This window comes from Aromatoleum sp. (assembly GCF_035254505.1).
Taxonomy (GTDB): Bacteria; Pseudomonadota; Gammaproteobacteria; order Burkholderiales; family Rhodocyclaceae; genus Aromatoleum.
The window spans coordinates 1-22,661 of sequence record NZ_DATFAO010000058.1 but is presented as its reverse complement, the minus strand read 5'-3'; the positions used below and the strand labels follow the sequence as shown (position 1 = coordinate 22,661).

18 protein-coding genes and 1 tRNA gene are annotated in these 22,661 nt (G+C 64.4%); 12 read left to right on the top strand and 7 right to left on the bottom strand.

The window, feature by feature from the left end; all coding sequences use genetic code 11:
* Positions 1–606: 606 nt before the first annotated feature.
* Both VJ673_RS11450 and VJ673_RS11445 read left to right on the top strand, forming a co-directional pair.
* Positions 607–1,026, top strand: a complete 420-nt coding sequence (locus VJ673_RS11450) for a hypothetical protein (protein ID WP_324126231.1) — start codon at positions 607–609, stop codon at positions 1,024–1,026.
* Positions 1,027–2,175: 1,149 nt separating this feature from the next.
* Complete coding sequence (locus VJ673_RS11445) at positions 2,176–2,493, top strand: hypothetical protein (RefSeq protein ID WP_324126230.1); 318 nt, start codon at positions 2,176–2,178, stop codon at positions 2,491–2,493.
* Positions 2,494–2,660: 167 nt separating this feature from the next.
* Here VJ673_RS11445 and VJ673_RS11440 read toward each other — a convergent pair.
* A tRNA-Thr gene (locus tag VJ673_RS11440) sits at positions 2,661–2,736 on the bottom strand.
* A 180-nt stretch (positions 2,737–2,916) separates the two neighbouring features.
* Between VJ673_RS11440 and VJ673_RS11435 the strand changes: the two genes are divergently transcribed.
* Positions 2,917–4,524, top strand: coding sequence for a bacteriohemerythrin (locus tag VJ673_RS11435; protein ID WP_324126229.1), 1,608 nt, complete (start codon positions 2,917–2,919; stop codon positions 4,522–4,524).
* On the opposite strand, the gene VJ673_RS11430 is transcribed toward VJ673_RS11435, so the two are convergent.
* The gene (locus tag VJ673_RS11430) at positions 4,507–5,457 is read right to left on the bottom strand and encodes a LysR family transcriptional regulator (RefSeq protein WP_324126228.1); all 951 of its coding nucleotides are present in this window, start codon (positions 5,455–5,457) and stop codon (positions 4,507–4,509) included. The two genes, VJ673_RS11435 and VJ673_RS11430, sit on opposite strands and share 18 nt — an antisense overlap.
* Before the next feature lie 180 nt (positions 5,458–5,637).
* Here VJ673_RS11430 and VJ673_RS11425 point away from each other — a divergent pair, with 180 nt between their 5' ends.
* From VJ673_RS11425 to VJ673_RS11415, 3 genes are read left to right on the top strand one after another with little or no spacing between them, the layout of a single operon-like run.
* The gene (locus VJ673_RS11425; RefSeq protein ID WP_324126227.1) at positions 5,638–6,345 is read left to right on the top strand and encodes a haloacid dehalogenase type II; all 708 of its coding nucleotides are present in this window, start codon (positions 5,638–5,640) and stop codon (positions 6,343–6,345) included.
* Positions 6,342–7,118, top strand: a complete 777-nt coding sequence (locus VJ673_RS11420; RefSeq protein ID WP_324126226.1) for a sulfite exporter TauE/SafE family protein — start codon at positions 6,342–6,344, stop codon at positions 7,116–7,118. The genes VJ673_RS11425 and VJ673_RS11420 overlap by 4 nt, the downstream gene beginning before the upstream one ends.
* Before the next feature lie 12 nt (positions 7,119–7,130).
* Positions 7,131–9,308, top strand: coding sequence for a malate synthase G (locus VJ673_RS11415; protein ID WP_324126225.1), 2,178 nt, complete (start codon positions 7,131–7,133; stop codon positions 9,306–9,308).
* A 79-nt stretch (positions 9,309–9,387) separates the two neighbouring features.
* On the opposite strand, the gene VJ673_RS11410 is transcribed toward VJ673_RS11415, so the two are convergent.
* Positions 9,388–9,813 carry an acyl-CoA thioesterase gene (locus VJ673_RS11410; RefSeq protein ID WP_324126224.1) on the bottom strand — a complete coding sequence of 142 codons (426 nt, stop codon included), beginning with the start codon at positions 9,811–9,813 and terminating at the stop codon, positions 9,388–9,390.
* Positions 9,814–9,953: 140 nt separating this feature from the next.
* On the opposite strand from VJ673_RS11410, the gene VJ673_RS11405 reads away from it, so the two are divergent.
* Positions 9,954–10,892, top strand: a complete 939-nt coding sequence (locus VJ673_RS11405; RefSeq protein ID WP_324126223.1) for a nucleoside recognition domain-containing protein — start codon at positions 9,954–9,956, stop codon at positions 10,890–10,892.
* Positions 10,893–10,908: 16 nt separating this feature from the next.
* Here the strand turns inward: VJ673_RS11405 and VJ673_RS11400 are convergent, their stop codons facing one another.
* Entirely contained in the window at positions 10,909–12,999 is a 2,091-nt protein-coding gene (locus VJ673_RS11400; protein ID WP_324126222.1) for a TonB-dependent receptor plug domain-containing protein, read from the bottom strand.
* A gap of 280 nt (positions 13,000–13,279) precedes the next feature.
* On the opposite strand from VJ673_RS11400, the gene VJ673_RS11395 reads away from it, so the two are divergent.
* The 5 genes from VJ673_RS11395 to VJ673_RS11375 all read left to right on the top strand — a co-directional run bounded on the left by VJ673_RS11395 (position 13,280) and on the right by VJ673_RS11375 (position 18,451).
* Positions 13,280–13,639: a CidA/LrgA family protein gene (locus tag VJ673_RS11395; RefSeq protein WP_324126221.1), complete on the top strand. Its 360-nt coding sequence runs from the start codon at positions 13,280–13,282 to the stop codon at positions 13,637–13,639.
* Positions 13,636–14,367, top strand: coding sequence for an LrgB family protein (locus VJ673_RS11390; protein ID WP_324126220.1), 732 nt, complete (start codon positions 13,636–13,638; stop codon positions 14,365–14,367). Before VJ673_RS11395 ends, VJ673_RS11390 begins: the two co-directional genes overlap by 4 nt.
* Before the next feature lie 93 nt (positions 14,368–14,460).
* Positions 14,461–16,029, top strand: a complete 1,569-nt coding sequence (locus tag VJ673_RS11385; RefSeq protein ID WP_414635650.1) for an MFS transporter — start codon at positions 14,461–14,463, stop codon at positions 16,027–16,029.
* A gap of 91 nt (positions 16,030–16,120) precedes the next feature.
* Positions 16,121–18,172: an elongation factor G gene (fusA, locus tag VJ673_RS11380; RefSeq protein ID WP_324126218.1), complete on the top strand. Its 2,052-nt coding sequence runs from the start codon at positions 16,121–16,123 to the stop codon at positions 18,170–18,172.
* 12 nt (positions 18,173–18,184) lie between these two features.
* Positions 18,185–18,451, top strand: a complete 267-nt coding sequence (locus tag VJ673_RS11375; protein WP_324126217.1) for a DUF4212 domain-containing protein — start codon at positions 18,185–18,187, stop codon at positions 18,449–18,451.
* Between the two features lie 75 nt (positions 18,452–18,526).
* Here the strand turns inward: VJ673_RS11375 and VJ673_RS11370 are convergent, their stop codons facing one another.
* The 3 genes from VJ673_RS11370 to VJ673_RS11360 form a co-directional block, all read right to left on the bottom strand.
* Positions 18,527–19,201 carry an OmpW/AlkL family protein gene (locus VJ673_RS11370; RefSeq protein WP_324126216.1) on the bottom strand — a complete coding sequence of 225 codons (675 nt, stop codon included), beginning with the start codon at positions 19,199–19,201 and terminating at the stop codon, positions 18,527–18,529.
* 325 nt (positions 19,202–19,526) lie between these two features.
* A complete protein-coding gene (gene icd, locus VJ673_RS11365; RefSeq protein WP_324126215.1) occupies positions 19,527–20,771 on the bottom strand; it encodes an NADP-dependent isocitrate dehydrogenase in 1,245 nt (414 codons plus the stop codon).
* Positions 20,772–21,001: 230 nt separating this feature from the next.
* On the bottom strand, positions 21,002–22,661 hold a 1,660-nt coding region (locus tag VJ673_RS11360; protein ID WP_324126214.1), incomplete at its 5' end, for an NADP-dependent isocitrate dehydrogenase.

The window sequence follows — 22,661 nt, the reverse complement described above, 5'->3', positions numbered from 1 at the left end:
TTGCAGGGTGTGCCGGGTGTCGGACCGGCAACACCCGGCAGGCTGAACCCCGCGCCGCTGCTGCGATTGAGGCACGTGCAGGGTGTTGCGGGTGTTGCCCTAAATCTCTCAAGAGAAAAAGAAAAGGTAGAAGAAAGAAGAAGTAATAGAAGGAGTGTGCGCCCCAACACCCGGCACACCCTGCAACGTGCTGAAACCCGCGCCGTTACTAGCCCTTAGCCTGCCGGGTGTCGAAATACCTACACCCGCAACACCCTGCACTCCCGTGAGGACCGAACATGAACCCCATGCACCTCGCCCACGATCTGGCCCGCGTTACAACATGGTGGGCCTCCCAGCCCGACACCGCGCGCCGCACCGTCTACCGCCCGCATGAGATCCGCCGCGCAACCGGAGTACCCCGCCAACACCTACCCGCAGTGCTCGAAGTTCTCAGATGGCACAGGGCGCAGCGATGGAGCCGAGCCAATAACCGGAGGGTGCTGCGCGTGCTCTACGCACCGCCAGGGCACCGAGTCCCTCGCCCCCCGAGAGGGCGCCCGCCGCTAGACGTGCTCGCGCTCTTCGCCCTGCACGAAACCAACTGACCCAAAGGAGTGATACACCATGACCGCAACGACCGCCGACCGCCACGAAATTCTTATCAACCTCGGCAGCACCCCCGCTTTCACCGTTTCGAGCACTGACCCTCTGGTCGTGTGGCTCCGGGAGGCCGAAGCATGGCCGACCTACACCCCCGCCATTCAGCGCGCGCTGCGCCCGCTCGTGCTTGAAGCTGTGCAGCACCTCTACCGTGAGTTCGTGAGTAGCTTCGAGCCGTGGCGCCTCGGCATCTGGTACGAAGAAGACGCCTACCGCACCAACCCTCATGAGCTGTGTCAGCAAGTGGGCGGCGCTCTGCGCGAAGGGGCCTCGTGGCCCTACATGGCTGTGCTCGCGGCAATCGGAGTGTCTGACGAGGAAAGCGCCGACCTCATGGCACCGATCCTCGAACGGAACCTGCTGGCGGCGTACGGCGGCTGCTAACGGGTTTGCCGAACGGCATACGGCAGGCGGGCCGCTGGTGTAAGCTGGGGCTCCGACCTGCCGACGTGTCTGATGTATGACGAAGCCCTTTTTCCTCGCGGTGCTTGCTCTGGTGCTTGGATTGAGCGGCGCCGCCTCTGCCTCCCCATCCGACGAAGCTCTCATGTGTCAGGACACCCGCACGAAGCTGGTCCGTGCGTTCAAGACGTGCCCGAAGGGCACCGTCGAAGTCTTCCCACTCATCAAGTCCACCGGCGGCGGGCACTGGTCGGCAAACGGATACTGGGTAGGGCAAGTCGCGCCCCGAGTGGATCAGTCGCCGCCTGACAAGCACTCCGAACAGGATGCACGGGCGTTGCAGAACCTCTTAGGCAGCACGCCCCCTGCGCGGATGAGGTGATGGTCCTGCCTGCGTGGCCGCGCCAATCCTACGGCACGTTATTGGCTTGCCCGCAGTGTGGGCACTTGTAGACCGAATCAGCGACCCGTCGAGCGCTCGCCAGAGTAAACGCGTTACCGCAGACTGGGCACCGATGCCGGATGTCTACGTTCCGCACCGATGGTTCCGGGGACCTGGTTTGTTCTAGTTTCGGACTTTCGACCGGGCCTTGGCCCGGAGTATCGCGAATGAAAATTGCTGCGATGATTCCCAAGGGGAGAAACAGAATCAAGTCAGCCGCAATCGCGCCGGCAATTGGCCCCGTCAATAGCAGGAGAGCGAGGATTAGGCTCCCTATGAGCCCGCCTGATTGCGGTTCTGGGCGGCATGCTTCGATACTCCATCGCACCACCGCGGGTGTCCACAAGAACATAGAAATCTCTTTCGCCCATGATGGCGTGATTATGCTCTTGTTGTTTCGAATGATACACCCAAAGGTTTTCAATGGGCCTTGGTGTGAGAGCCCAGGGTAGGCAGGGGTGGCATAGGGGGGTGGGGGTGTGTCCCTCCCCCGGGGGTGGGGGTGCCCCTACGACGGTTGCGCACGTGCTTACGCGTAAACACAAGCCATTGATTATGAATAACTTTGTTGCATATCGCACGACCCGTGCGTATAGTGCCGACCCATCCCATTCGGGATAAGCGGCGCAGCGGGGTGTTAGCGCACCCCGCCCGCCTGACCACAGCACGACCGCTAGGAGATCGCACACATGGCTGACCTGAATCTTACCCGCACCGCCCGCACCCCGGCTTATGACGAACTTGGCGTCCCACCGGATACCGCCGCACGCTTCCTGCGCGCCCTACAACGGGCTGACGCTGCCGACGTGGAGCGAACCCTTACCCGCAAGTCGATGACCGCCGGAGCCTGCGAGACGCTGCGCGCTGGGTATGCGATGGCACGTGGTGATGCGGGAGTCGCCGACGAGTGGCTGACGCGCTACCCCGACCTGCTGGCCGACGACACGCTGACCGATGCCGAACTTGCCCTAGCGCGTCTGGTGGATGCGATTGCCGAAACGGTCTGACCGCCAGTACGAAGCACACGACGAGAGCCGGGGAAACCCGGCTTTTTATTTTGGAGGGGAGGCCGCAACACAGGGTCTAGCCGGAGCCGAACGGCAACCAAACGGCAACCGGACCCAGAAAAGCAAAAGGCCAGATCCGGAGATCTGGCCTAAGTGCTTGAATCTATTGGTGCTGTTGAGAGGAATCGAACCCCCGACCTACTGATTACGAATCAGTTGCTCTACCGACTGAGCTACAACAGCAAAGGAGTGAAACTATAGCGTAATTTTTCCCGCCTGTACAAGCCCCTCACCCCGATACCGCGGACTTTTCCAAACTCCTGAGCCGAAGCCGCATTCGCCCCTACAACGAAAGATATACTCGCAAAAACCACGGCACGACTGTGGCGAATCCCTCCCCGGCATAACCGAACCAGGAACATCATGAGCCATCCTCCGCGTGTGAGTCTCACCCTTTTGTACCCCCTGGGCGTGACAGTCCTCGTCTGCACTGTGGCTGCGCTCTCGCTGGCTTGGTCCACCGAACTCGCTCAAAAGTCGTGGATGGTGGTGCTCGGCGCCGGCATTCTGGCGACCGCAGCCCAAGCCCTGGCGCGCTCGGCGACCCTGCGGCTGATCGGCGGCGATCTGCCCGACATGAACCGCGCGCTGCAACAGATGCGCGACGGCCGTCTCGCCGACAGTCCCCTCGACGCAAACGAAGGCAGCCTGTCCGCGTCACTGCGCGACGCCATGCGGTCGCAGCGCGGCGTCGTCTCGGGGATCAGCGGAGACGCGCATGCAGTGTCCGGCGAAGTCCGTCGCATTTCTGCGCAGACCACGGAGATGGCGCTGACCCTGCAGATGCAGGCGAGTACCAACCGGGAAGTCGAGAGCGCGATCCACGAAATCGATCGAAACATCGCCGTGGTGTCGGCGCTCGCCTCCGAAACCGAATCCGACTCGCGCGAAGTCACAGAGCTGTCCTGCAGCGGTCAGCAGCTCGTGGTCGGGGCGGCGGACAAGATGCGACGAATCGTCGATTCCGTCACCGCGACCTCCTCGCAAATGAACTCCCTTCTCGACGGCACCCGCGAGATCGGCAGCATCGCCAATATCATTCGCGAAATCGCCGATCAGACCAACCTGCTTGCGTTGAACGCCGCAATCGAAGCCGCCCGTGCCGGCGAACAGGGCCGCGGCTTCGCGGTCGTTGCGGACGAGGTCCGCAAACTGGCGGAACGGACGACGGGCGCGACGGCCGAGATTTCCCGGATGATCACGACGATCCAGGGAGACACGCACAAGGCCGTGCAGCAGCTCGAGTCGGTGTCGCCGGAGCTCGAGGGCGGGGTGCGCGAAGCACAGGATGCCGCCGAGATGCTGGGCCGGATCAAGGAACGCGCCGAGGAGACGCTCGCGAAGATCTCCTCGCTCGTTGCGGCAACAGCAAGCGAAAGCACGCAGGCGCGGGAGATCGTCACCGGCGTCGCCAATATGGTGGCTGCGGCCGAAAAGACCGAGGCGATCATCGCCGAGGCCTCGACGACTTCGGCGCGCCTTGAGCAGCACTCGACGAGTCTGCTGAAGCGGCTCGCCTTTTTCGCCGACATCGGCGACAGCACGGCGTCGGGGCGACAGCGCATCGCGGTGGCGCCCGTGATGAGCTGGAACGGCGCGCTCGCGACCGGTCACGACGACATCGACGCGCAACATCGCAAGCTCATCGATCTGGCCAATCGGCTCAATGAGATGATGCAGCGCGGGGAAGACCGCGGCGGCATCGGTGCGGTTCTCGACGAACTGATCCGCTACACAGCGTTCCACTTCGAGTTCGAAGAAACGATGATGAAGAAGGCCAATTACCCGGACTTCTTCCGTCACCAGCAGGAACACAAGCAACTCGTCGCCGACGTCGTCGCCCGCAAGACGCAATTCGACAGGGGAGAAGCGCTTTCGTCCGAGTTGCTGAGCTTTCTGCGCGACTGGCTCGTCAATCACATCATGAAGACGGACAAGGCGCTCGCACGCGAGCTACGCAAAGCCGCCTGAGGCCGTTTCACTTCCCCGCCAGTCGGAATCACCCGGCGGGGAAGCCCAGTAGTCAGGCCGCCCGTAGTGATTCTTGAGGTGGTCGATCAGCAGGCGCACCCGCAGCGCAAGGCGCTTGCGCTGCGGGAACACCGCGTAGATTCCCATCGTCGGCCCGGCGAACTCGTCGAGCACCGACACCAGTCGCCCCGCCCGCAGGTCGGCGTCGACCTCCCACAAGGAGCGCCACGCGAGGCCGTCACCGGCGAGCGCCCCTTCGTGCAGTACGGCGCCGTCGTTGCACTCGAGGCGACCTCCGACCTTCACCGAGAGCGTCTCGCCCTTCTCGTTGCAGAACAGCCAGCCGCGCTGCTGCCCCAGCGACAGGCAATTGTGGCCGGCGAGATCCTGCGGTGTCTGCGGCGAACCATACCGTGCGAGGTACGAGGGGCTCGCGACGACGACGCGACGGTTGTCCGCGAGGCGGATCGACACCAAGCTCGAATCGGCGAGTTCTCCGATGCGGATCGCGCAGTCGATGTTTTCGTTCACGAGGTCGACCAGGCGGTCCGAGAGGTCGAGCGTGCAGCTCACGTCGGGATTCACCTCAAGGAAGTCTCGTAGCAGCGGCGCGACGTGCAGCCGCCCGAACCCGGCCGGTGCCGATACGCGCACGTGGCCACTCGCCTTGACCCCGCCGAGGCTCACCGAGGCCTCGGCGTTGGCGAGGTCATTGAGGATGCGCTGGCAGTCTTCGAGGAAGGCTGCGCCCTCGAAGGTGAGCGCGATGCTGCGCGTCGTGCGCGTCAGCAGCTTCACCCCCAGGCGATGTTCCAGCGCGTCCAGGCGGCGTCCGATCACGGCCGGCGTGATCCCTTCTACCCGCGCGGCCGCCGACAAACTCCCTCGGGTCGCGACACTAACGAAGCTTTCAACCTGCTTGAACGCATCCATTTTTTACTTTTGGTACAAGATCAATTGACCGAATAAGGTATTCAGTCTTATAGAAGATATCAATACACTGACCCTAAATTCAGGGTGGAGGAGACGCTACCCGATAACAAAGACGCCAGCGGGCCACGAGGAATCCGGCTCGCTGGCACCAATAACCGACACCCCCGGACCCGGAGCCCCATGAAAGCCCCCGAGCGCATCCGCGCCATTGCCTTCGACGCCTACGGCACGCTGTTCGACGTTTATTCGGTCGGCGCGCTGGCCGAGCAGCTCTTCCCGGGCAAGGGCGAAGCGCTGACGGGCCTGTGGCGGCTCAAGCAGATCGAATACAGTTTCCTCCGCACCCTCTCCGGGCGCTACAAACCCTTCCTCGAAGTGACCGAAGACGGGCTCGTGTACTCGGCGAAGAAGCTCGGTCTCGCGATGACCGACGCGCATCGCCGGCAATTGATGAACCAGTATGCCTGCCTGTCGCCCTTCCCGGAAAACCTCGGCGCGCTGAAGGCGCTGCGCGAGCTTGGCGTGCCGATGGCGATCCTGTCGAACGGCACGCCGGAGATGCTCGGCGTGGCGATCCGCAGCGCCGGCATGAGCGGCCTCTTCGCGCACGTGCTGTCGGTCGATGCCGTTCGCCAGTACAAGACCGCCGACGCCGCTTACCAGCTCGGCCCGGATGCCTTCGGCTGCCCCGCGAAGGAGATCCTCTTCGTGTCGTCGAACGGGTGGGATGCCGCCGGCGCGACCTGGTTCGGCTACACGAGCTTCTGGATCAACCGCGCCCAGCAGCCGATCGAAGAACTCGACGTGACGCCAACGGCGATCGGTCAGCGTCTGACCGACGTTGTCGACTTCGTGCAGGCCCGCTTCCGTCAGGACGGCCGCCGATGAGCCCGGCCGACATGCTCGTCATCGGAACCGCCGCGGCGATGGCCGGGGCGATGAACTCCGTTGCCGGCGGCGGCACCTTCTTTTCGTTCCCCGCGCTGCTCGCGATCGGCGTGCCGCCGGTCATCGCCAATGCGAGCAACGCGGTCGCACTGTGGCCGGCGAGCCTCTCGAGTGCCTGGGCCTACCGGCACGAACTCGCGCGCTTCAGCAAGGGCCTGCCGGCGTTGTCCGCCGTGGCGCTGATCGGCGGCATCGCCGGCGGATTGCTCCTGCTGTCGACCAAGGATGCAACCTTCTCCAAGCTGATCCCGTGGCTGCTGCTGATCGCCACTGCGATGTTCGCCGGGAGCGGACGGATTTCGGCGCTCCTCAACCGCCTGCGCCAGCGAGCCGAAGAAGGCCCGTCGCATGCGAGCGCGGGCGGGCTGCTGTTCCAACTCGCCGTGTCCGTGTACGGCGGCTTCTTCGGCGCCGGGATGGGCATCGTGATGATCGCCGCGCTGGCGATCCAGGGCCACCGCGACATTCACGATATCAACGCACTCAAGAATTGGCTGTCGGCGATCATCTACAGCGTCGCCGTCGTCACTTTCGTCATCGCCGGCGCGGTGAGCTGGCCGCACACGCTGGTCATGATCGCCACCGCGGCCATCGGCGGTTACTGGGGCGCGGTCGGTGCCCGCAAGGTTCCGGCCGTTTGGTTGCGGCGCTTCATCATCGCTGTGGGAAGCGTTTTGACCACCTATTATTTCTGCAAGACCTATCTGAACTAAGAGCGAGGAATCATGAGCACGAGAATCCAATGCCACCAGCTGCAGGTTGATGCCGAACTGCACCGCTTCGTCGAAACCGAAGTCCTGCCGGGCACCGGCATCGACGCCGGCGCGTTCTGGAAAGGCTTCAGCGAGCTCGCGAACGAACTCGCGCCGAAGAACCGCGCCCTCCTCGCCGAACGCGACCGCCTGCAGACCCAGCTCGACACCTGGCACCGCGCCAACCCCGGCCCGATCCAGGACATGCCGGCCTACCGCAGCTTCCTCGAGTCGATCGGCTACCTCCAGCCCGTGCCGGCCTCCTTCAAGGTCACGACCGCGAACGTCGACACCGAACTGCGCGACCAGTCTGGCCCGCAGCTCGTCGTGCCGATCATGAACGCCCGCTACGCGCTCAACGCCGCGAACGCCCGCTGGGGTAGCCTCTACGATGCCCTCTACGGCACGGACGCGATCCCCTCGGACGGCGGCGCCGAAGTCGGCGCGAGCTTCAACCCGGTGCGCGGCGCGCGCGTGATCGCCTTCGCGCGCGACGTGCTGAACCAGGCCGCTCCGCTCGCTCGCGGCGACCATAGCCAAGCCGTGCTCTACTCCGTCGTCGGCGGCCAGCTCGTCGTGACGCTGCAGGACGGCAGCCAGACCGCACTGGCCGAGCCGACCAAATTCGCCGGCTACCAGGGTGCGGCCGCGGCCCCGTCGGCCGTGCTGCTGCGTAACAACGGTCTGCACCTGGAAATCCAGATCGACCGCAACCACATGATCGGCAAGACCGACGCCGCCGGCGTCAAGGACGTCCTCGTCGAAGCGGCGATCTCGACGATCATGGACTGCGAAGATTCGGTCGCGGCCGTCGACGCCGAAGACAAGGTCATCGCCTACCGCAACTGGCTCGGCCTGATCAACGGCACGCTGGTCGAGAGCTTCGACAAGGGCGGCAAGACCGTCGTGCGCAAGCTCAACGCCGACCGCGAATACACCGCGCCGGACGGCTCCGCGCTGCGCCTGCACGGCCGCTCGCTGCTCTTCATCCGCAACGTCGGCCATCTGATGACGAACCCGGCGATCCTGCTCGCCGACGGCGCCGAGATCCCCGAAGGCATCATGGACGGCGTGATCACGACGCTGATCTCGACCCACGACATGCAGCGCAAGGGCAACTCGCGCACCGGCAGCATGTACATCGTGAAGCCGAAGATGCACGGCCCGGCCGAAGCCGCCTTCACCAACGAACTCTTCGGCCGCGTCGAGCAGTTGCTCGGCCTGCCCGCCAGCACGATGAAGGTCGGCATTATGGACGAGGAGCGCCGCACCTCGGTGAACCTCGCCGCCTGCATCAAGGCCGCCGAATCGCGCGTCGCCTTCATCAACACCGGCTTCCTCGACCGCACCGGCGACGAGATGCACACCGCGATGGAAGCGGGCCCGATGATCCGCAAGGGCGACATGAAGACCTCGGCGTGGATCCAGGCCTATGAGCGCCTCAACGTGCTGGTCGGCCTCGACTGCGGCCTGCGCGGCAAGGCGCAGATCGGCAAGGGCATGTGGGCGATGCCGGACCTGATGGCCGAGATGCTCAAGCAGAAGATCGGCCACCCGAAGGCGGGTGCCACGACCGCGTGGGTGCCCTCGCCGACCGCCGCCGTGCTGCATGCGCTGCACTACCATCAGGTCGACGTGAAGGCCGTGCAGCAGGAAATGGAGAAGATCAGCCTCGCCGCCGAGCGCGACGGCCTGATGAACAACCTCCTGACCGTGCCGGTCGCCGCGAGCGCCGATTGGAGCGCCACCGAGATCCAACAGGAACTCGACAACAACGCCCAGGGCATCCTCGGCTACGTCGTGCGCTGGGTCGACCAGGGCGTGGGCTGCTCGAAGGTGCCGGACATCAACAACATCGGCCTGATGGAAGACCGCGCGACGCTGCGCATCTCCAGCCAGCACATCGCCAACTGGCTGCGCCACGGGGTGACGAACGAGGCGCAGGTCATGGAGACGCTGAAGCGGATGGCCGCGATCGTCGATCAGCAGAACGCCGGCGACCCGCTGTATCAGCCGATGGCTGCCGACTTCGACAAGTCCATCGCCTTCCAGGCCGCAAAGGACCTGATCTTCAAGGGCTGCCAGCAGCCCAGCGGTTACACCGAGCCGCTGCTGCACAAGTGGCGTCAGGTGAAGAAGGCTCAGGGCTGAGACGCTTCGCGGACTTCGGTCCACTAATCAGGCCTGCAAACGGCACCGCATACGCGGTGCCGTTTTTCTTCGTCCCGACTCAGTCGTCCGTCGTCTCGAGGAAGGCCTGTGCGCGGGCCGCAACCTCGGCGGGAAAGGGCTGTGAGCGCCGGGACTCGGGATTCAGGCACACGACGGTGAATTCGCAGGCAGCGCAGACTGCGCCGGTTTCCGTGTTGAAAAGCTTGTGCCGGAAGCGCAACACCTTCTCGCGCATCTCAAGCACCCCTGTGCGCACGACGATCGTATCGCCCGGATACAACTCCTTGATGTAACTGATGTCCTGCTGCACTGCCGCCAGATGCACGACGCCGCTACGCAGCAGCGACGCCGTCAGGCCGAGCATTGCATAGAACTGCCAGCACGCCTCCTCGAAGAACTCCATGTAGGCGCGCACGTTGATGTGTCCCATATGGTCGCGCTGCCATTCATGGACTGTGCCGCGCGCCGTTTCGACCATCGTCATGCCTGTCTCCCGGATTGTCCTCGGCCCGTCGCCGACTTCCGCAACGATAGAGCGTATCGCATGTGGCGGCGATACCGGTTACGAGAAGTGAGCGCTCTCTTGGTATCATCTGCCGCACTGCAACATCAATTCTGTTCCGCATGGACATCCTTACCGACATCATCCTTCGTGCCGGACGTTCCGCCGTCGAACTAGCTCTTTTCGTGCTCCTGCCCGTGATGGTGGTGATGTTGTCGCTGATGCGCCTGCTGGAAGCCAAGGGCGTGCTCGACCGCCTGGTCCACGTCGTCGCGCCGGTCGTGAAGCCGGTCGGTCTGACGGGGCTGGGCGTCTTCGGGGCGCTACAGATCAACTTCGTCAGCTTCGCCGCCCCGGTCGCGACGCTGACGATGATGGAGACACGCGGCGCATCCGACCGCCATCTCGCGGCAACTCTCGCGATGGTGATGGCGATGGCGCAGGCCAACACCAGCTTTCCGATGATCGCGATGGGCCTCGATTTCAGCACCACCCTCGCATTCTCGATCATCGGCGGACTCGTCGCTGCGGCGGTCACCTACCACGGCTTCGCCCGCACGCTCTCGGCTCAGGAAGGCCCGGTCGACGAGACCCTGCATCACCACGTTGCGGAGGATGCCAAGGGCGTGCTCGACGTGATCAACCGCGCCGGCGCCGAGGCGTTCAAGATCGCCGTCGGCGCGATCCCGATGTTGGTGCTGGCCCTCGTCGCGGTGCAGGCCCTGCGCACGAGCGGCGCCATCGATCTGCTGACGCGGCTTCTCGCGCCCGTGCTGACCGCCGCGGCCATTGATCCCGCCCTGATCCTACCGACGCTGACAAAATACATCGGCGGCGGAACCGCGATGATGGGCGTAATGGACGAGATGCTGAAGAACGGCAGCGCGACGATCGGCATGCTGAACCGCAGCGCCGGTTTCCTGATCCATCCGCTCGACGTCCCGGGCGTCGCGGTGCTGATCTCGGCGGGGCGACGCGCCGCGGGCGTCTGGAAACCGGCCGCACTCGGTGCCGCCGTCGGCATCGCGGTGCGCGCCGCGGGTCACGTCCTGCTGTCCTGAATCCCGCTGCGGCGGGTCAGAGCTCCAGCACGAACCCCAGCCAGACCCTCGGATCGAGGTATTGCGGCGCGGCCGCCGTGTCACCGTTCGGGTCGGCATTCCGGCTGCGGAACTCGGCATGCTTGCCGTCCAGCCCCTGCACGGTGATGGAAACTTCGCCGCGGCTCGCCCCCATCCGGAAAGGTTGCGCGAGACGCAGGTCCGTGCGATGGAAAGCATCGACCGCCGAGCCCCGCGTCCACTGGAAGCGCCCGTAGCGGTAATACGTGAACGACAGTTCGGTGCCGGACGGCAGGTGCTCCACCCATCGCAGCATCGTCGCCGCTTCCGGCGCGGAGTTGTCCATATGGCGCTCCACCGCGATCGCCATCCGCTCGCTGTTGGCGAAGAGGGCCGCACTCGCTTCGGAATCGATCGAAGTAAACGCCTGGTTCACCGTGAATTCGGTGCTCTGGCGCGGACGCCAGCGTGCCTGGTATTCCACTCCACGGATCACCAGGTCCTGCCCATTGATGAAGTCCGTGTAGTTGCCGCACTTCCTCGTCAACATCGCCAGCACCTCGCAATTGGGCGGCTGCAGCGACAGTACGACGGGCACGATGCGGCCGCTGACTTTTTCGCGGAAGGCACGCACGTCGAGGAACAGCCCCTGCTCGTGGAAGTCGCCCAGGTACCCGATCTCCTGCACGTCGACGACCTCCTTGTCGAGATCGCCGCTGGCATCGAAGCCGATCTCGAGCGGCCGAATTCCATACGGCTTGCGCACAGACCGCGGCAACGTCGCGGTATCGAAGGCGCCGAAGTACTCCTGCGAACGCGACTCCGTCAGCGAGGGGATGCGCTGTGCGCGGGAAATGCCGGCGCGCAAGGTCTGGCGTGGCGACAGGTGGTAGTTGACCGCGAGCCTCGGCGCCAGCGAGCTGTCCGACAGCGAGTCCTTTTCCCAGGTCAGGCCGACGTTGGTCGTCCACTCGCGCGACGGGCGCCATTCGAGGTTGCCGAAGAGGCGACTCACGTCCTGCCGCACGGCAGCCCGGGTATTGTAGTACTGCTGCCCGTGCACCGCATCGTAGCGCACGCCCACCCCCCACACGAGGCGTGTGTTGTCGGTCGGCAGCAGCGTGTGCTGGAACTCGGCCTCGTCGCGCACCGAGCTCGTGTGGTAATCGATGGGCAAGGTCAAGGCGCCGGACTGGGCGACGAACGCATCGTCGTAGAGTTCGTCCGTGCGCGTATAGCGCAGCGAAACGCCGCTGCCGTCCGCTGCGCTGCGCGTCCAGGCGAAGGAGACGAAATCCTTGCTCGCGCTGAGCTCGCGCAAGGGATTGGTCGGGGTATCCGGATAACCGGTCTGCAGCCGTAACTGCGTGTTGCCGGCGAGGATCTGCAGCTCGTCGGCCATGCCCAGCGGAACGTCGGCGCGCAGATTCACCCGCTGGTTGCGCCGGCCGTCGTGATAGTCGAGCACGCCGTTATCGCGTTGCGTTTCCGCGGAAAGGCGCACGAAGGCGTCTCCGACCCGCATTCCCACGCGCGCGCCGCGATCCTGGATGCCGTCGTTGCCCTGCGCGATGCGCACCCGGACGCCCTGCGTCTCGGCCGCGTTGAAGGTGACGATATTCACGACGCCGAGAAAGGCATTCGACCCGTAAGCGGCGGAGTTGGAACCCCGGATCACCTCGATGCGCGCGATCTCGTCGAGCGAGACGTCGATCAGGTTCCACGCGACGCCACCGAAGAACAGCGGACTGTACTGCGAACGGCCGTCGATCAGGATCTGCAGGCCACGCGGATTATCGTCGGTTATCCCGTGATAGACCGCGACGGGCGCGCCGTTGAACGAATGCGCGACGAGAAATCCGGGGACCAGGCGCAACAGCTCCGCGAGATCGCGCGCGCCGGAAGTGCGGATCGTCTGGGCGTCGATCACCGTTACCGAGCCGGGAGCGTCCTGCAGCGGCTGGGCGAGACGCGACACCGACAGCACGATCGGCAGATCCTCGAAATAGCCGTCGTGCGACAAGGCCGCCGGGGAATCCGCCTCCTGCGCAAGAGCGGAGCCGGCAGCCGCGGCAAGAACCAACAGGGATCGAATCTTAACGGCCATTGCGGCGAAGCTATCAGGGGCGACGAACTGGAACCCGCCGCTGCCATGCGGCAATCGGACAGGCATATATCGTTGGAATTATGCGTGAATTCCCCCACTGCCCGCGAAGGCTCTCCGGAGCAGCGTGAAATCCTACCTCATTGGATCAGAAAGGAGCCATGCTGCGTTGCAACACTCCCCGGAACGGGCAGCCGCTTCCGCATCCAACGGGCGTGGCCCGCCGGCCGGACGTGCGCATAGAATGTCGGGCCATGCTGCCAGCCTGTCGAACGAGGTTTCCATGATCAGCGCCCTGACCCAACTCCTCGTATTCCAGCTCATCGGCGAAGTGATCGCCCGCGGGCTCGGCCTGCCCGTGCCCGGTCCGGTGATCGGCATGGGGCTGCTGTTCGCCACCCTGGTGCTGCGCGAGGGGCCCGGCGAAAACCTGCGCAATACCGCCAGCGGCCTCCTTCAGCATCTGTCGCTGCTCTTCATTCCGGCCGGCACGGGCGTAATGCTCCATTTCCGGCGTCTCGCCGACGAATGGCTGCCGCTCACCGTCGCCCTGGTGCTCAGCACGCTGCTGTCGATCGCCGTATCGGCGCTGCTGCTGAAAGTCCTGTCCCACCGCGACGGTCACGACGGAGCCTCGCAATGAACCCGGCGTTGGGGGAAATCTGGGTCTATCTCTCTGCCACGCCACTGCTGGGTCTGACGTTGACGCTGCTCGCCTATCAGGGCGCGCTCTGGCTCTACCGACGCGCCAACCATCACCCGCTGTGCAACCCGGTGATGATCGCCGTGGCCGCCCTCGTCGTCGTATTGACGCTCACCGGCACGCCCTACCAGACCTACTTCGACGGCGCACAATTCGTCCACTTCCTGCTCGGCCCTGCAACGGTCGCGCTGGCCATTCCGCTCTACGCGCAGTGGCAACGCCTGCGCAGCATGCTGCTGCCCCTGCTCGTGACGCTCGCGGTCGGCTCGCTGACCGCCGCGCTCTCGGCCGTCGGCATCGCGGCGCTGCTCGGGGCGAGCCGCGAGTCGGTGATGTCGCTGGCACCGAAGAGCGTGACGATGCCGATCGCGATGGGCGTCGCCGAACGTCTCGGCGGGCTGCCCTCGCTCACGGCGGTTCTCGTCATGACGACCGGCATCCTCGGGGCGGTCGGCGCACGCTACGTCTATCGCCTGCTGCACATCGAGGATCACGCGGTGCGCGGTTTCGCGATCGGCATCGCCTCCCACGGCATCGGCACCGCCCGCGCTTTCCAGGTCAGCGAACAATGCGGCGCCTTCGCGGCATTGGCGATGGGCCTCAACGGCCTGCTGACCGCCGCTTCGCTGCCGTGGATCCTGCCCTGGCTCGAGCGCCTCTTCAGCTGAGCCCGCCTCCTTCACAAACTCGACAGGACCTCCGACTTGTTCAAATCGCTGCTTCGCTGGTTCGACCGCAACATCTTCGAACTCGGCCGCGAGATGCGGCTCTCCTACCTGCCACCACTGATGGTCTACGTCGCGGCGGGCGTCTCGGGACTGACCGGCATCGTCGGCACCTTCTTCGTCAAGGACTACCTCGGACTCTCGGCAGCGTTCCTCGCCAGCCTCGGCTTCTGGGCCGGCATTCCGTGGGCGCTGAAGATGCCGATCGGCCATCTCGTCGACCTGCTGTGGCGGCACAAGGCGGGCCTCGTCTATCTCGGAGCGATCCTGATCGCCGCGAGCCTGGCGATCATGATCGGCCTCATCGGCCATCCCGACGACATGCGGCGCTTCATGCCCGCCGAAGCCTGGTTCGTGCTGTCGACCTTGCTCGCTCCGATCGGCTACGTGATGCAGGACGCCGTCGCAGATGCGATGACGGTCGAGGCCGTCCCCCGCATCGATGAGAAAGGCCTCCCCTACCCCGCCGACACCGTGCGTCTGATGCACACGACGATGCAGATGCTCGGCCGCGTCGCGATCATCGGCGGCACCGTGCTGGTGTCCCTCGCCAACGTCGTCATGTTCGCGGACGCCGAGGCCTTGCCGGAAACCGCGAAAGTCGCGATCTACGTGCGCATCTACGAGCTCGCGCTGATCATTCCGGTGCTTTCGATCAGCGGCGTCCTGCTCGCCGGCCTGCTTAAGCGGCGCGAGGCGAGGCGGCTTGCGGCCCTTGGGCACGATGCGCAGTCGATCCGCAAGCTGATCAGCGAGCCTGAGGAAAAGACCGCGCCGAACTGGACCATCCTCGGCGGCAGCGCGGCCTTCGTGGCGCTCACCGTCGCCACCGGCCTCTCCGGCCTCGAATATGGACAGGAGCTGATCTTCGCATGCTCCTTCCTTGTAATCGGCTTCATGATCCTGCGGCTCGTGCGCGAACTCGACGACGTTTCGCGCCGCACCCTGCTCGGCACCATCATCGTGATCTTCGTCTTCCGCGCGATGCCGGGCCCGGGGGCGGGGGCGAGCTGGTGGATGATCGACGTCCTCGGCTTCGACCAGGGCTTCCTGTCACGCCTCGACCTCATCACCAGCATCCTGACGCTCGCCGGCCTGTTCCTGTTCCGGCGCTTCATGGCCGAAAAGTCGATCGCACAGATAGTCATCTTCCTGACCGTCACCGGCACCCTGCTGTCGCTGCCGCTGCTCGGGATGTACCACGGACTGCATGAGTGGACGGCCGCGCTGACGGGCGGCGTCGTCGACGCCCGCTTCATCGCCATCGCGAACACCGCGCTCGAATCCCCGCTGGGTCAGGTCTCGATGGTCCCGATGCTCGCGTGGATCGCGAATTCCGCGCCCCCGCACCTCAAAGCGACCTACTTCGCGGTGATGGCCTCGTTCACCAATCTCGCGCTGTCAGCGGCGCAGCTCGGCACGAAGTATCTCAACGAGATCTACGTCGTCAGCCGCGAAGTGCGCGCCCCGGCTGTCGGTGCCGTGACGGTGCCGGCCGATTATTCGCAGCTCGGCGAACTCCTCCTTGTCGTGCTAGTACTCAGCCTGTTGGTGCCGCTCGCGGCGATCGCCCTCACACGGCTCCTCGGTCTGCGCAGCGCCTGACGCCGCCGCGCAACGGTATCCGCTGCAAAACCGTTGCGCAGTCGCTAGGACAGGTGGAAACTCCCATCCAACAACCTCGGGAGGAAGCGACATGACACCCACCTCGGTGCACGACATCCGCAACCTTGCCCTGCTCGGCCACGCCGGCTGCGGCAAGACGACCCTGCTCGAAGCCCTGCTCGTCGCCTCCGGAGCGATCGGCGCTGCCGGCACGATCGAACGCGGCGACACCGTGTCCGACTTCGATCCGCAGGAAAAGGCCATGGGCCACTCGCTCGCGACCTCGCTCGCGCACCTCGAGTGGGCCGGTCATTGGATCAATCTTCTCGACACCCCCGGACTGCCCGACCTCGCTGGCCGCGCCCTCACGGCCCTGCCGGCGGTCGAAACGGGCGCCGTACTCGTCAGCGCCACGGCCGGCATCGAAAGCGGTACGCGGCGGATGATGGAGGCGGCCACGGGCAAATGCCGCCTGATCGTCGTCTCGAAGATCGACACGGCCTCCCCCGCCGAACTCGGCGCGCTGATGGAACAACTCTGCGCGAGCTTCGGTCGCGAATGCCTTCCGATCAACCTGCCGGCTACCGGCGGCGATCGGGTCATCGACTGCTTTTTCGCGCCGGAGTCCGCGCAAGCGCCGGCATTTTCGTCGGTCTCGGCCGCTCACGATGCCATCGTCGACCAGGTCGTCGAACTCGACGAAGCGCTGATGGCGAGCTATCTCGAGCAGGGCGAATCGCTCGATCCCGAGCAGCTCCATGTCCCCTTCGAAAAAGCCCTTCGCGAAGGCCACCTGATCCCGGTGTGCTTCGTGTCGGCCCGCACGGGCGCCGGCGTGCGCGAGCTCCTCGACATCCTCGGCCGCCTGATGCCCGACCCCACCGAAGGCAATCCGCCCGCGTTCCTGAAAGGCCAGGGCAGCACGGCCCAACCGGTCGAGGTCGTGCCCGATCCGTCGCGCCACGTGATCGCCCACGTCTTCCAGGTCGCGAACGACCCCTACCGCGGCAAGATGGGCCTCTTCCGCATCCATCAGGGCAGCATCACGCCCAACACCCAGCTCTATATCGGCGACGCCCGGAAGAGCTTCAAGGTCTCGCACCTGCTGCGCCTGCAGGGGAAGAACCAGGTCGAGACGCCGCTCGGCGTGCCCGGTGACATCTGCGCCGTCGCCCGCGTCGATGACATCCACCCGGACGCAGTGCTCCACGACTCCCATGACGAGGACGCCTACCACCTCGCCCCCTCGCGCTACCCGCAGCCGGTCTTCGGCCTGGCGCTGCTTACCCAAAAGCACGGCGACGAACAGAAGCTCGCCGAAGCGCTGACTCGCCTCACCGACGAAGACCCCTGCATCGAAGTCGGCTTCGACTCGCAGGCCCGCCAGACCGTCGTGCGCGGGCTCGGCGAACTGCACCTGAAGATCGTCCTCGAGCAATTGCGCAGCCGCTGGAACCTCCAGCTCGACACCGCCATCCCCTCCGTGCCCTACCGTGAAACCGTTTCCGGCAAAGCCGAATCTCGTTACCGCCACAAGAAGCAGAGCGGCGGAGCCGGTCAGTTCGGCGAAGTCGCGCTGCGCGTCGAATCGCTGCCGCGCGGCTCGGGCATCGAGCTTGGCAACGAGGTGAAGGGCGGCACGATCCCGACCAACTTCCTGCCGGCGGTCGAAAAAGGGGTGCGCCAGGCACTCGCCGAAGGGGCGCTGGCGGGCTTTCCGGTGCAGGACGTGCGCGTCGTGCTCGTCGACGGCAAGAGCCACGCGGTTGATTCGAACGAAGTCTCCTTCGTCACTGCCGGCCGCCACGCGACACTGCAAGCCTTGCTCGAAGCCCGGCCCGTCATCCTCGAGCCGCTGCTCACGGTCACGGTGAAAGTCGCGGACAGTCATTTCGGCGACATCAGCGCCGAATTCGCCGGTCGGCGCGGTCACCTGACCAGCACCGAAGGTGCCGGAAACGGCTGGACGCTGATGACCGCGACCGTTCCGCTCGCCGAGATGGAAGGCTTCGAGGCGCGCCTGAAGGCGATCTGCGCGGGCGAAAGCGAATTCGCCCTCACTGCCGCCGGCTACGAACCTGCGCCCGGCGACGTGCAGCAGCGCCTCATGAAAGCGCATGCGAATCGCAGCACGGCTCAGTAGGACCGCCCGACGATGACGACGACGCTGACACCCCGACACCGCGCCTACTGGCACCGAACGTTGTTCCTGACGTTTTCGCTGCTGTCGGTGTGGTGCCTGGTGACTTTCGGCGCCGGATACTACGCCGACGAGCTTAACCGCTACACCTTCATGGACTTCCCGCTCGGCTTCTACATCTTCGCCCAGGGGTCGCTGATCAGCTTTCTCGTGCTGATCGGGATCTACGTCATCGGCATGAATTATCTCGACCGCAAGTATCAGGTCGGGGAAAGACGCTGAGCGCCGGCCCACGCCCCAAAGAATAAGGCGACCGCCGAGCGGTCGCCTTATCAGAGCGTCGGAATTGAAGCCCGATCAGAACTTGTAGCCGACGCCGATCATATACACCCACGGATCGACGTCCACATCGACCTTGACCTTGCCCAGCAGGCTGTGGCGCGCCGTGGCTTCGGCCCGCAGGTCGATACGCCAGACCGCCGCGTTCAGCACCAGGCGGTCGGTCAGCTGGTAGTCGACGCCAGCCTGCAGCGCAAGCCCCCAGGAGTCGCCCACCTTCAGCTTCGAGAAGCCGTTCGCACGCTGGCGATCGGTGAGTTGCTCGTCGAAGAAGGCCGTGTAGTTGAGCCCGGCACCGACGTAGGGTTGGAGCCTGGACGACGCATCGAGCGGGAAATACTGAACCGAGACCGTCGGCGGAAGCTGCTTGACCTCGCCGAACTTGCCGTCGATCCCGCTGCCGATGCCCTTGACGCCAATGCGGTGAGTAAAGGGGGTGGCGGCCAAGACTTCGACCCCGAGGTGATCGGTTACGAGATAGCTGAGCGTCAGGCCCAGCTGCGTATTCGTGTCCGCAGTCGCCTTCGTGCCGGCGATCTTCCCGGTGACCGTCGTCGAAATCTCGGAGCTTTCGCTTAGCGGATCGACCGTGGCCGCACCGGCCCGGACGATGACGTCCCCCTGCTTGTATGCGTGAGCCAACGGGGCGACGGTTGCCGCAAGCATGGACGCAATGACGATAGAATATCTCATGACTTACCCCTTATGCATAGTGCACCTGAATAATGGGTGATTTTACCCACTTTCATGTAATGGGTATTTGCAGCGCACAAGAATTTCGCCATTGTTTGACGATGATCAAACTAAAAATTGGGATGGGGAACCTTGCCCCACTTTCGACACTACCCGGAGACGGCCAACAGGCCTGCGTGTAACCTCCTCCGGCAGGCGAATTGTGGCGGGACTTGCACGGCCGAACAGCGCTGCTGCTACGCACAAATAAAAAACCCGCCATCACATTGCGAAGGCGGGTTTTCCGAAACGGAACCCGCGTGAGCGGGTTCCGGCTACCGAAGAATTACATCCGGGCGATCATCGCATCCCCGAAGGCGGAGCACGAAACTTCCTTCGCCCCTTCCATCAGCCGGGCGAAGTCGTAGGTCACGACCTTGTCGCCGATCGCCGCCTCCATGCCCTTGATGACGAGGTCAGCCGCTTCCTTCCAACCAAGGTAGCGCAGCATCATTTCGGCCGACAGGATCAGTGAACCTGGGTTCACCTTGTCCTGCCCGGCATACTTGGGCGCCGTCCCATGGGTCGCCTCGAAGCAGGCGTACTGGTCCGAAATGTTCGCTCCCGGCGCAATCCCGATGCCGCCCACCTGCGCGGCGAGCGCATCGGAGATGTAGTCGCCGTTGAGGTTCAGTGTCGCGATCACGTCGTATTCGGCCGGACGCAGCAGGATCTGCTGCAGGAAGGCGTCCGCGATCGCGTCCTTGACGACGATCTCGCGGCCCGTCTTCGGGTTCTTGAACTTGCACCACGGACCGCCGTCGATCGGCTGGGCACCGAACTCTTCCTGCGCAACCTTGTAGCCGGTGTCACGGAACAGGCCTTCCGTGAACTTCATGATGTTGCCCTTGTGCACGATCGTCACCGACTTGCGGTCGTTTTCGATCGCATACTTGATCGCCGCGCGCACGATGCGCGTCGTGCCTTCGATCGAGACCGGCTTGATGCCGATGCCAGAGGTTTCCGGGAACCGGATCTTCTTGACGCCCATTTCGTTCTGCAGGAAGCCGATGACCTTCTTCGCGCCTTCCGACAGCGCCTGCCATTCGATACCCGCGTAGATGTCTTCGGTATTCTCGCGGTAGATCACCATATCGGTCAGCTCGGGCTGCTTCAGCGGCGAGGGCACGCCCTTGAAGTAGCGCACCGGGCGCACGCACTGATAGAGGTCGAGTTCCTGGCGCAGCGCGACGTTCAGCGAACGAATGCCGCCCCCGACCGGCGTCGTCATCGGCCCCTTGATCGAGACCGAGAATTCCTTCAGCGCATCGAAGGTTTCCTTCGGCAACCACTCGTCCGGGCCGTAGATCTGGGTCGACTTCTCGCCGGCATACACTTCCATCCAGTGGATCTTCTTGCTGCCGCCATAAGCCTTGTCGACCGCCGCGTCGATGACCTTGATCATCACGGGAGTGATATCGACGCCGATGCCATCGCCCTCGATGAAGGGAATGATCGGATTGTTCGGGACCGGTTGCCCCGGAACGATTTTTTGACCAGCAGCGGGGACCTTGACGTGAGATGCGCTCATTTCCACTCCCTCTATAGGAACTCGTGTCGATTGACTCAACTTTCTATTGCAAGCCCTGGTCGGGCCCCTGCGGCGCAGGAGGCAGCGCCGCCGAAATGCAGTGGAATATTATCGCTAAACGCGTTTCGTCGCTTCTTGACCCGCCCCAAGAAATCGAACGTCGCCCGGGTCGCACAATAAAAAAAGCCAGCGCTTTCGCGCTGGCTTCGTCATGCCGAGAACCCGGAGACTCAGGCGTTCGCCGCAGCCAGGGTTTCGTTGAGCGTGGCGCTCGGACGCATCACGGCGTTCACCTTCGCCTGATCGGCAAAGTAGTAACCGCCGATGTCCGCCGGCTTGCCTTGGACGGCGCTGAGCTCGGCGATGATCTTCTGCTCGTTTTCGGCGAGCGTCTTCGCCAGGGGCGCGAAGTGCGCCTTCAACTGGGCATCCTCGTTCTGCGCAGCGAGCGCTTCCGCCCAGTACATCGCAAGGTAGAAGTGACTGCCACGGTTGTCGAGCTGGCCCGTGCGGCGCGACGGCGACTTGTCGTTGTCGAGCAGCTTGCCGGTCGCCTCATCGAGGGTCTTGGCGAGCAGCTTGGCCTTCGCGTTGCCGGTCTTGATGCCCATGTCTTCGAGCGAAACCGCCAGCGCGAGGAACTCGCCGAGCGAATCCCAACGCAGGTGGTTTTCTTCGACGAGCTGCTGCACGTGCTTCGGCGCCGAACCGCCCGCGCCCGTCTCGTACATGCCGCCACCGGCCATCAACGGGACGATCGACAGCATCTTCGCGCTGGTACCCAGCTCCATGATCGGGAAGAGGTCGGTCAGGTAGTCGCGCAGGATGTTGCCGGTCACCGAGATCGTGTCGAGGCCGCGGGCCACGCGCTCGAGCGTGAAACGCATCGCACGGACCTGCGACATGATGTAGATCTCGAGACCGTCCGTATCGTGATCCTTGAGGTAGGTCTGCACCTTCTTGATCAGCTCGTTCTCGTGCGGGCGGTAGGGGTCGAGCCAGAACACGGCCGGCATCCCGGAGTTGCGTGCGCGAGTGACGGCGAGCTTGACCCAGTCACGGATCGGTGCGTCCTTCACCTGGCACATACGCCAGATGTCGCCCGCTTCCACGTTCTGCGACAGCAGCACTTCACCCGTGTCAAGGTCGGTGATGTTGGCAACGCCGTCTTCCGGGATCTCGAAGGTCTTGTCGTGCGAACCGTATTCCTCGGCCTGCTGCGCCATCAGGCCGACGTTCGGCACCGTACCCATCGTGGCTGGATCGAAGTTGCCGTGCCACTTGCAGAAGTTGATCATCTCCTGGTAGATGCGGGCGAAGGTCGATTCCGGCATGACGCACTTGCTGTCGTACTGCTTGCCGTCGGCGCCCCACATCTTGCCGCCGCCGCGGATCATCGCCGGCATCGAGGCGTCGACGATGATGTCGTTGGGCGAGTGGAAGTTCGTGATGCCCTTGGCCGAGTCGACCATCGCCAGCCGGGGACGATGTTCCTGGCAAGCGTGCAGGTCGCGGATGATCTCGTCGCGCTTCGATTCCGGCAGGGTCGCGATCTTCTCGTATAGCGTCGCCATGCCATTGTTGACGTTGATGCCGAGCTCGTCGAAGAGCTTGCCGTGCTTCTCGAAGGCTTCCTTGTAGTAGATCTTCACGCAGTGGCCGAAAACGATCGGGTGCGAGACCTTCATCATCGTCGCCTTCACGTGCAGCGAGAACAGGATGCCCGCTTCACGGCAGTCGTCGAGCTGCTGCTCGTAGAACTCGCACAGCGCCTTCTTGCTCATGAACATCGAGTCGATGATCTCGCCGTCCTGCAGCGCGGTCTTCGGCTTCAGCACAATGGCCTTGCCGCTCTTCGTGAGGAGCTCCATCTTGACGTTGCGCGCGCGG

Coding starts and splice junctions, on each gene's coding strand:
- VJ673_RS11390 (WP_324126220.1), top strand. CDS start 13,636: ATGAACCCGGCGTTGGGGGAAATCTGGGTCTATCTCTCTGCCACGCCA.
- VJ673_RS11410 (WP_324126224.1), bottom strand. CDS start 9,813: ATGACGATGGTCGAAACGGCGCGCGGCACAGTCCATGAATGGCAGCGC.
- VJ673_RS11395 (WP_324126221.1), top strand. CDS start 13,280: ATGATCAGCGCCCTGACCCAACTCCTCGTATTCCAGCTCATCGGCGAA.
- icd (WP_324126215.1), bottom strand. CDS start 20,771: ATGAGCGCATCTCACGTCAAGGTCCCCGCTGCTGGTCAAAAAATCGTT.
- VJ673_RS11425 (WP_324126227.1), top strand. CDS start 5,638: ATGAAAGCCCCCGAGCGCATCCGCGCCATTGCCTTCGACGCCTACGGC.
- VJ673_RS11405 (WP_324126223.1), top strand. CDS start 9,954: ATGGACATCCTTACCGACATCATCCTTCGTGCCGGACGTTCCGCCGTC.
- VJ673_RS11415 (WP_324126225.1), top strand. CDS start 7,131: ATGAGCACGAGAATCCAATGCCACCAGCTGCAGGTTGATGCCGAACTG.
- VJ673_RS11370 (WP_324126216.1), bottom strand. CDS start 19,201: ATGAGATATTCTATCGTCATTGCGTCCATGCTTGCGGCAACCGTCGCC.
- fusA (WP_324126218.1), top strand. CDS start 16,121: ATGACACCCACCTCGGTGCACGACATCCGCAACCTTGCCCTGCTCGGC.
- VJ673_RS11375 (WP_324126217.1), top strand. CDS start 18,185: ATGACGACGACGCTGACACCCCGACACCGCGCCTACTGGCACCGAACG.
- VJ673_RS11445 (WP_324126230.1), top strand. CDS start 2,176: ATGGCTGACCTGAATCTTACCCGCACCGCCCGCACCCCGGCTTATGAC.
- VJ673_RS11400 (WP_324126222.1), bottom strand. CDS start 12,999: ATGGCCGTTAAGATTCGATCCCTGTTGGTTCTTGCCGCGGCTGCCGGC.
- VJ673_RS11420 (WP_324126226.1), top strand. CDS start 6,342: ATGAGCCCGGCCGACATGCTCGTCATCGGAACCGCCGCGGCGATGGCC.
- VJ673_RS11430 (WP_324126228.1), bottom strand. CDS start 5,457: ATGGATGCGTTCAAGCAGGTTGAAAGCTTCGTTAGTGTCGCGACCCGA.
- VJ673_RS11435 (WP_324126229.1), top strand. CDS start 2,917: ATGAGCCATCCTCCGCGTGTGAGTCTCACCCTTTTGTACCCCCTGGGC.
- VJ673_RS11450 (WP_324126231.1), top strand. CDS start 607: ATGACCGCAACGACCGCCGACCGCCACGAAATTCTTATCAACCTCGGC.
- VJ673_RS11385 (WP_414635650.1), top strand. CDS start 14,461: ATGCGGCTCTCCTACCTGCCACCACTGATGGTCTACGTCGCGGCGGGC.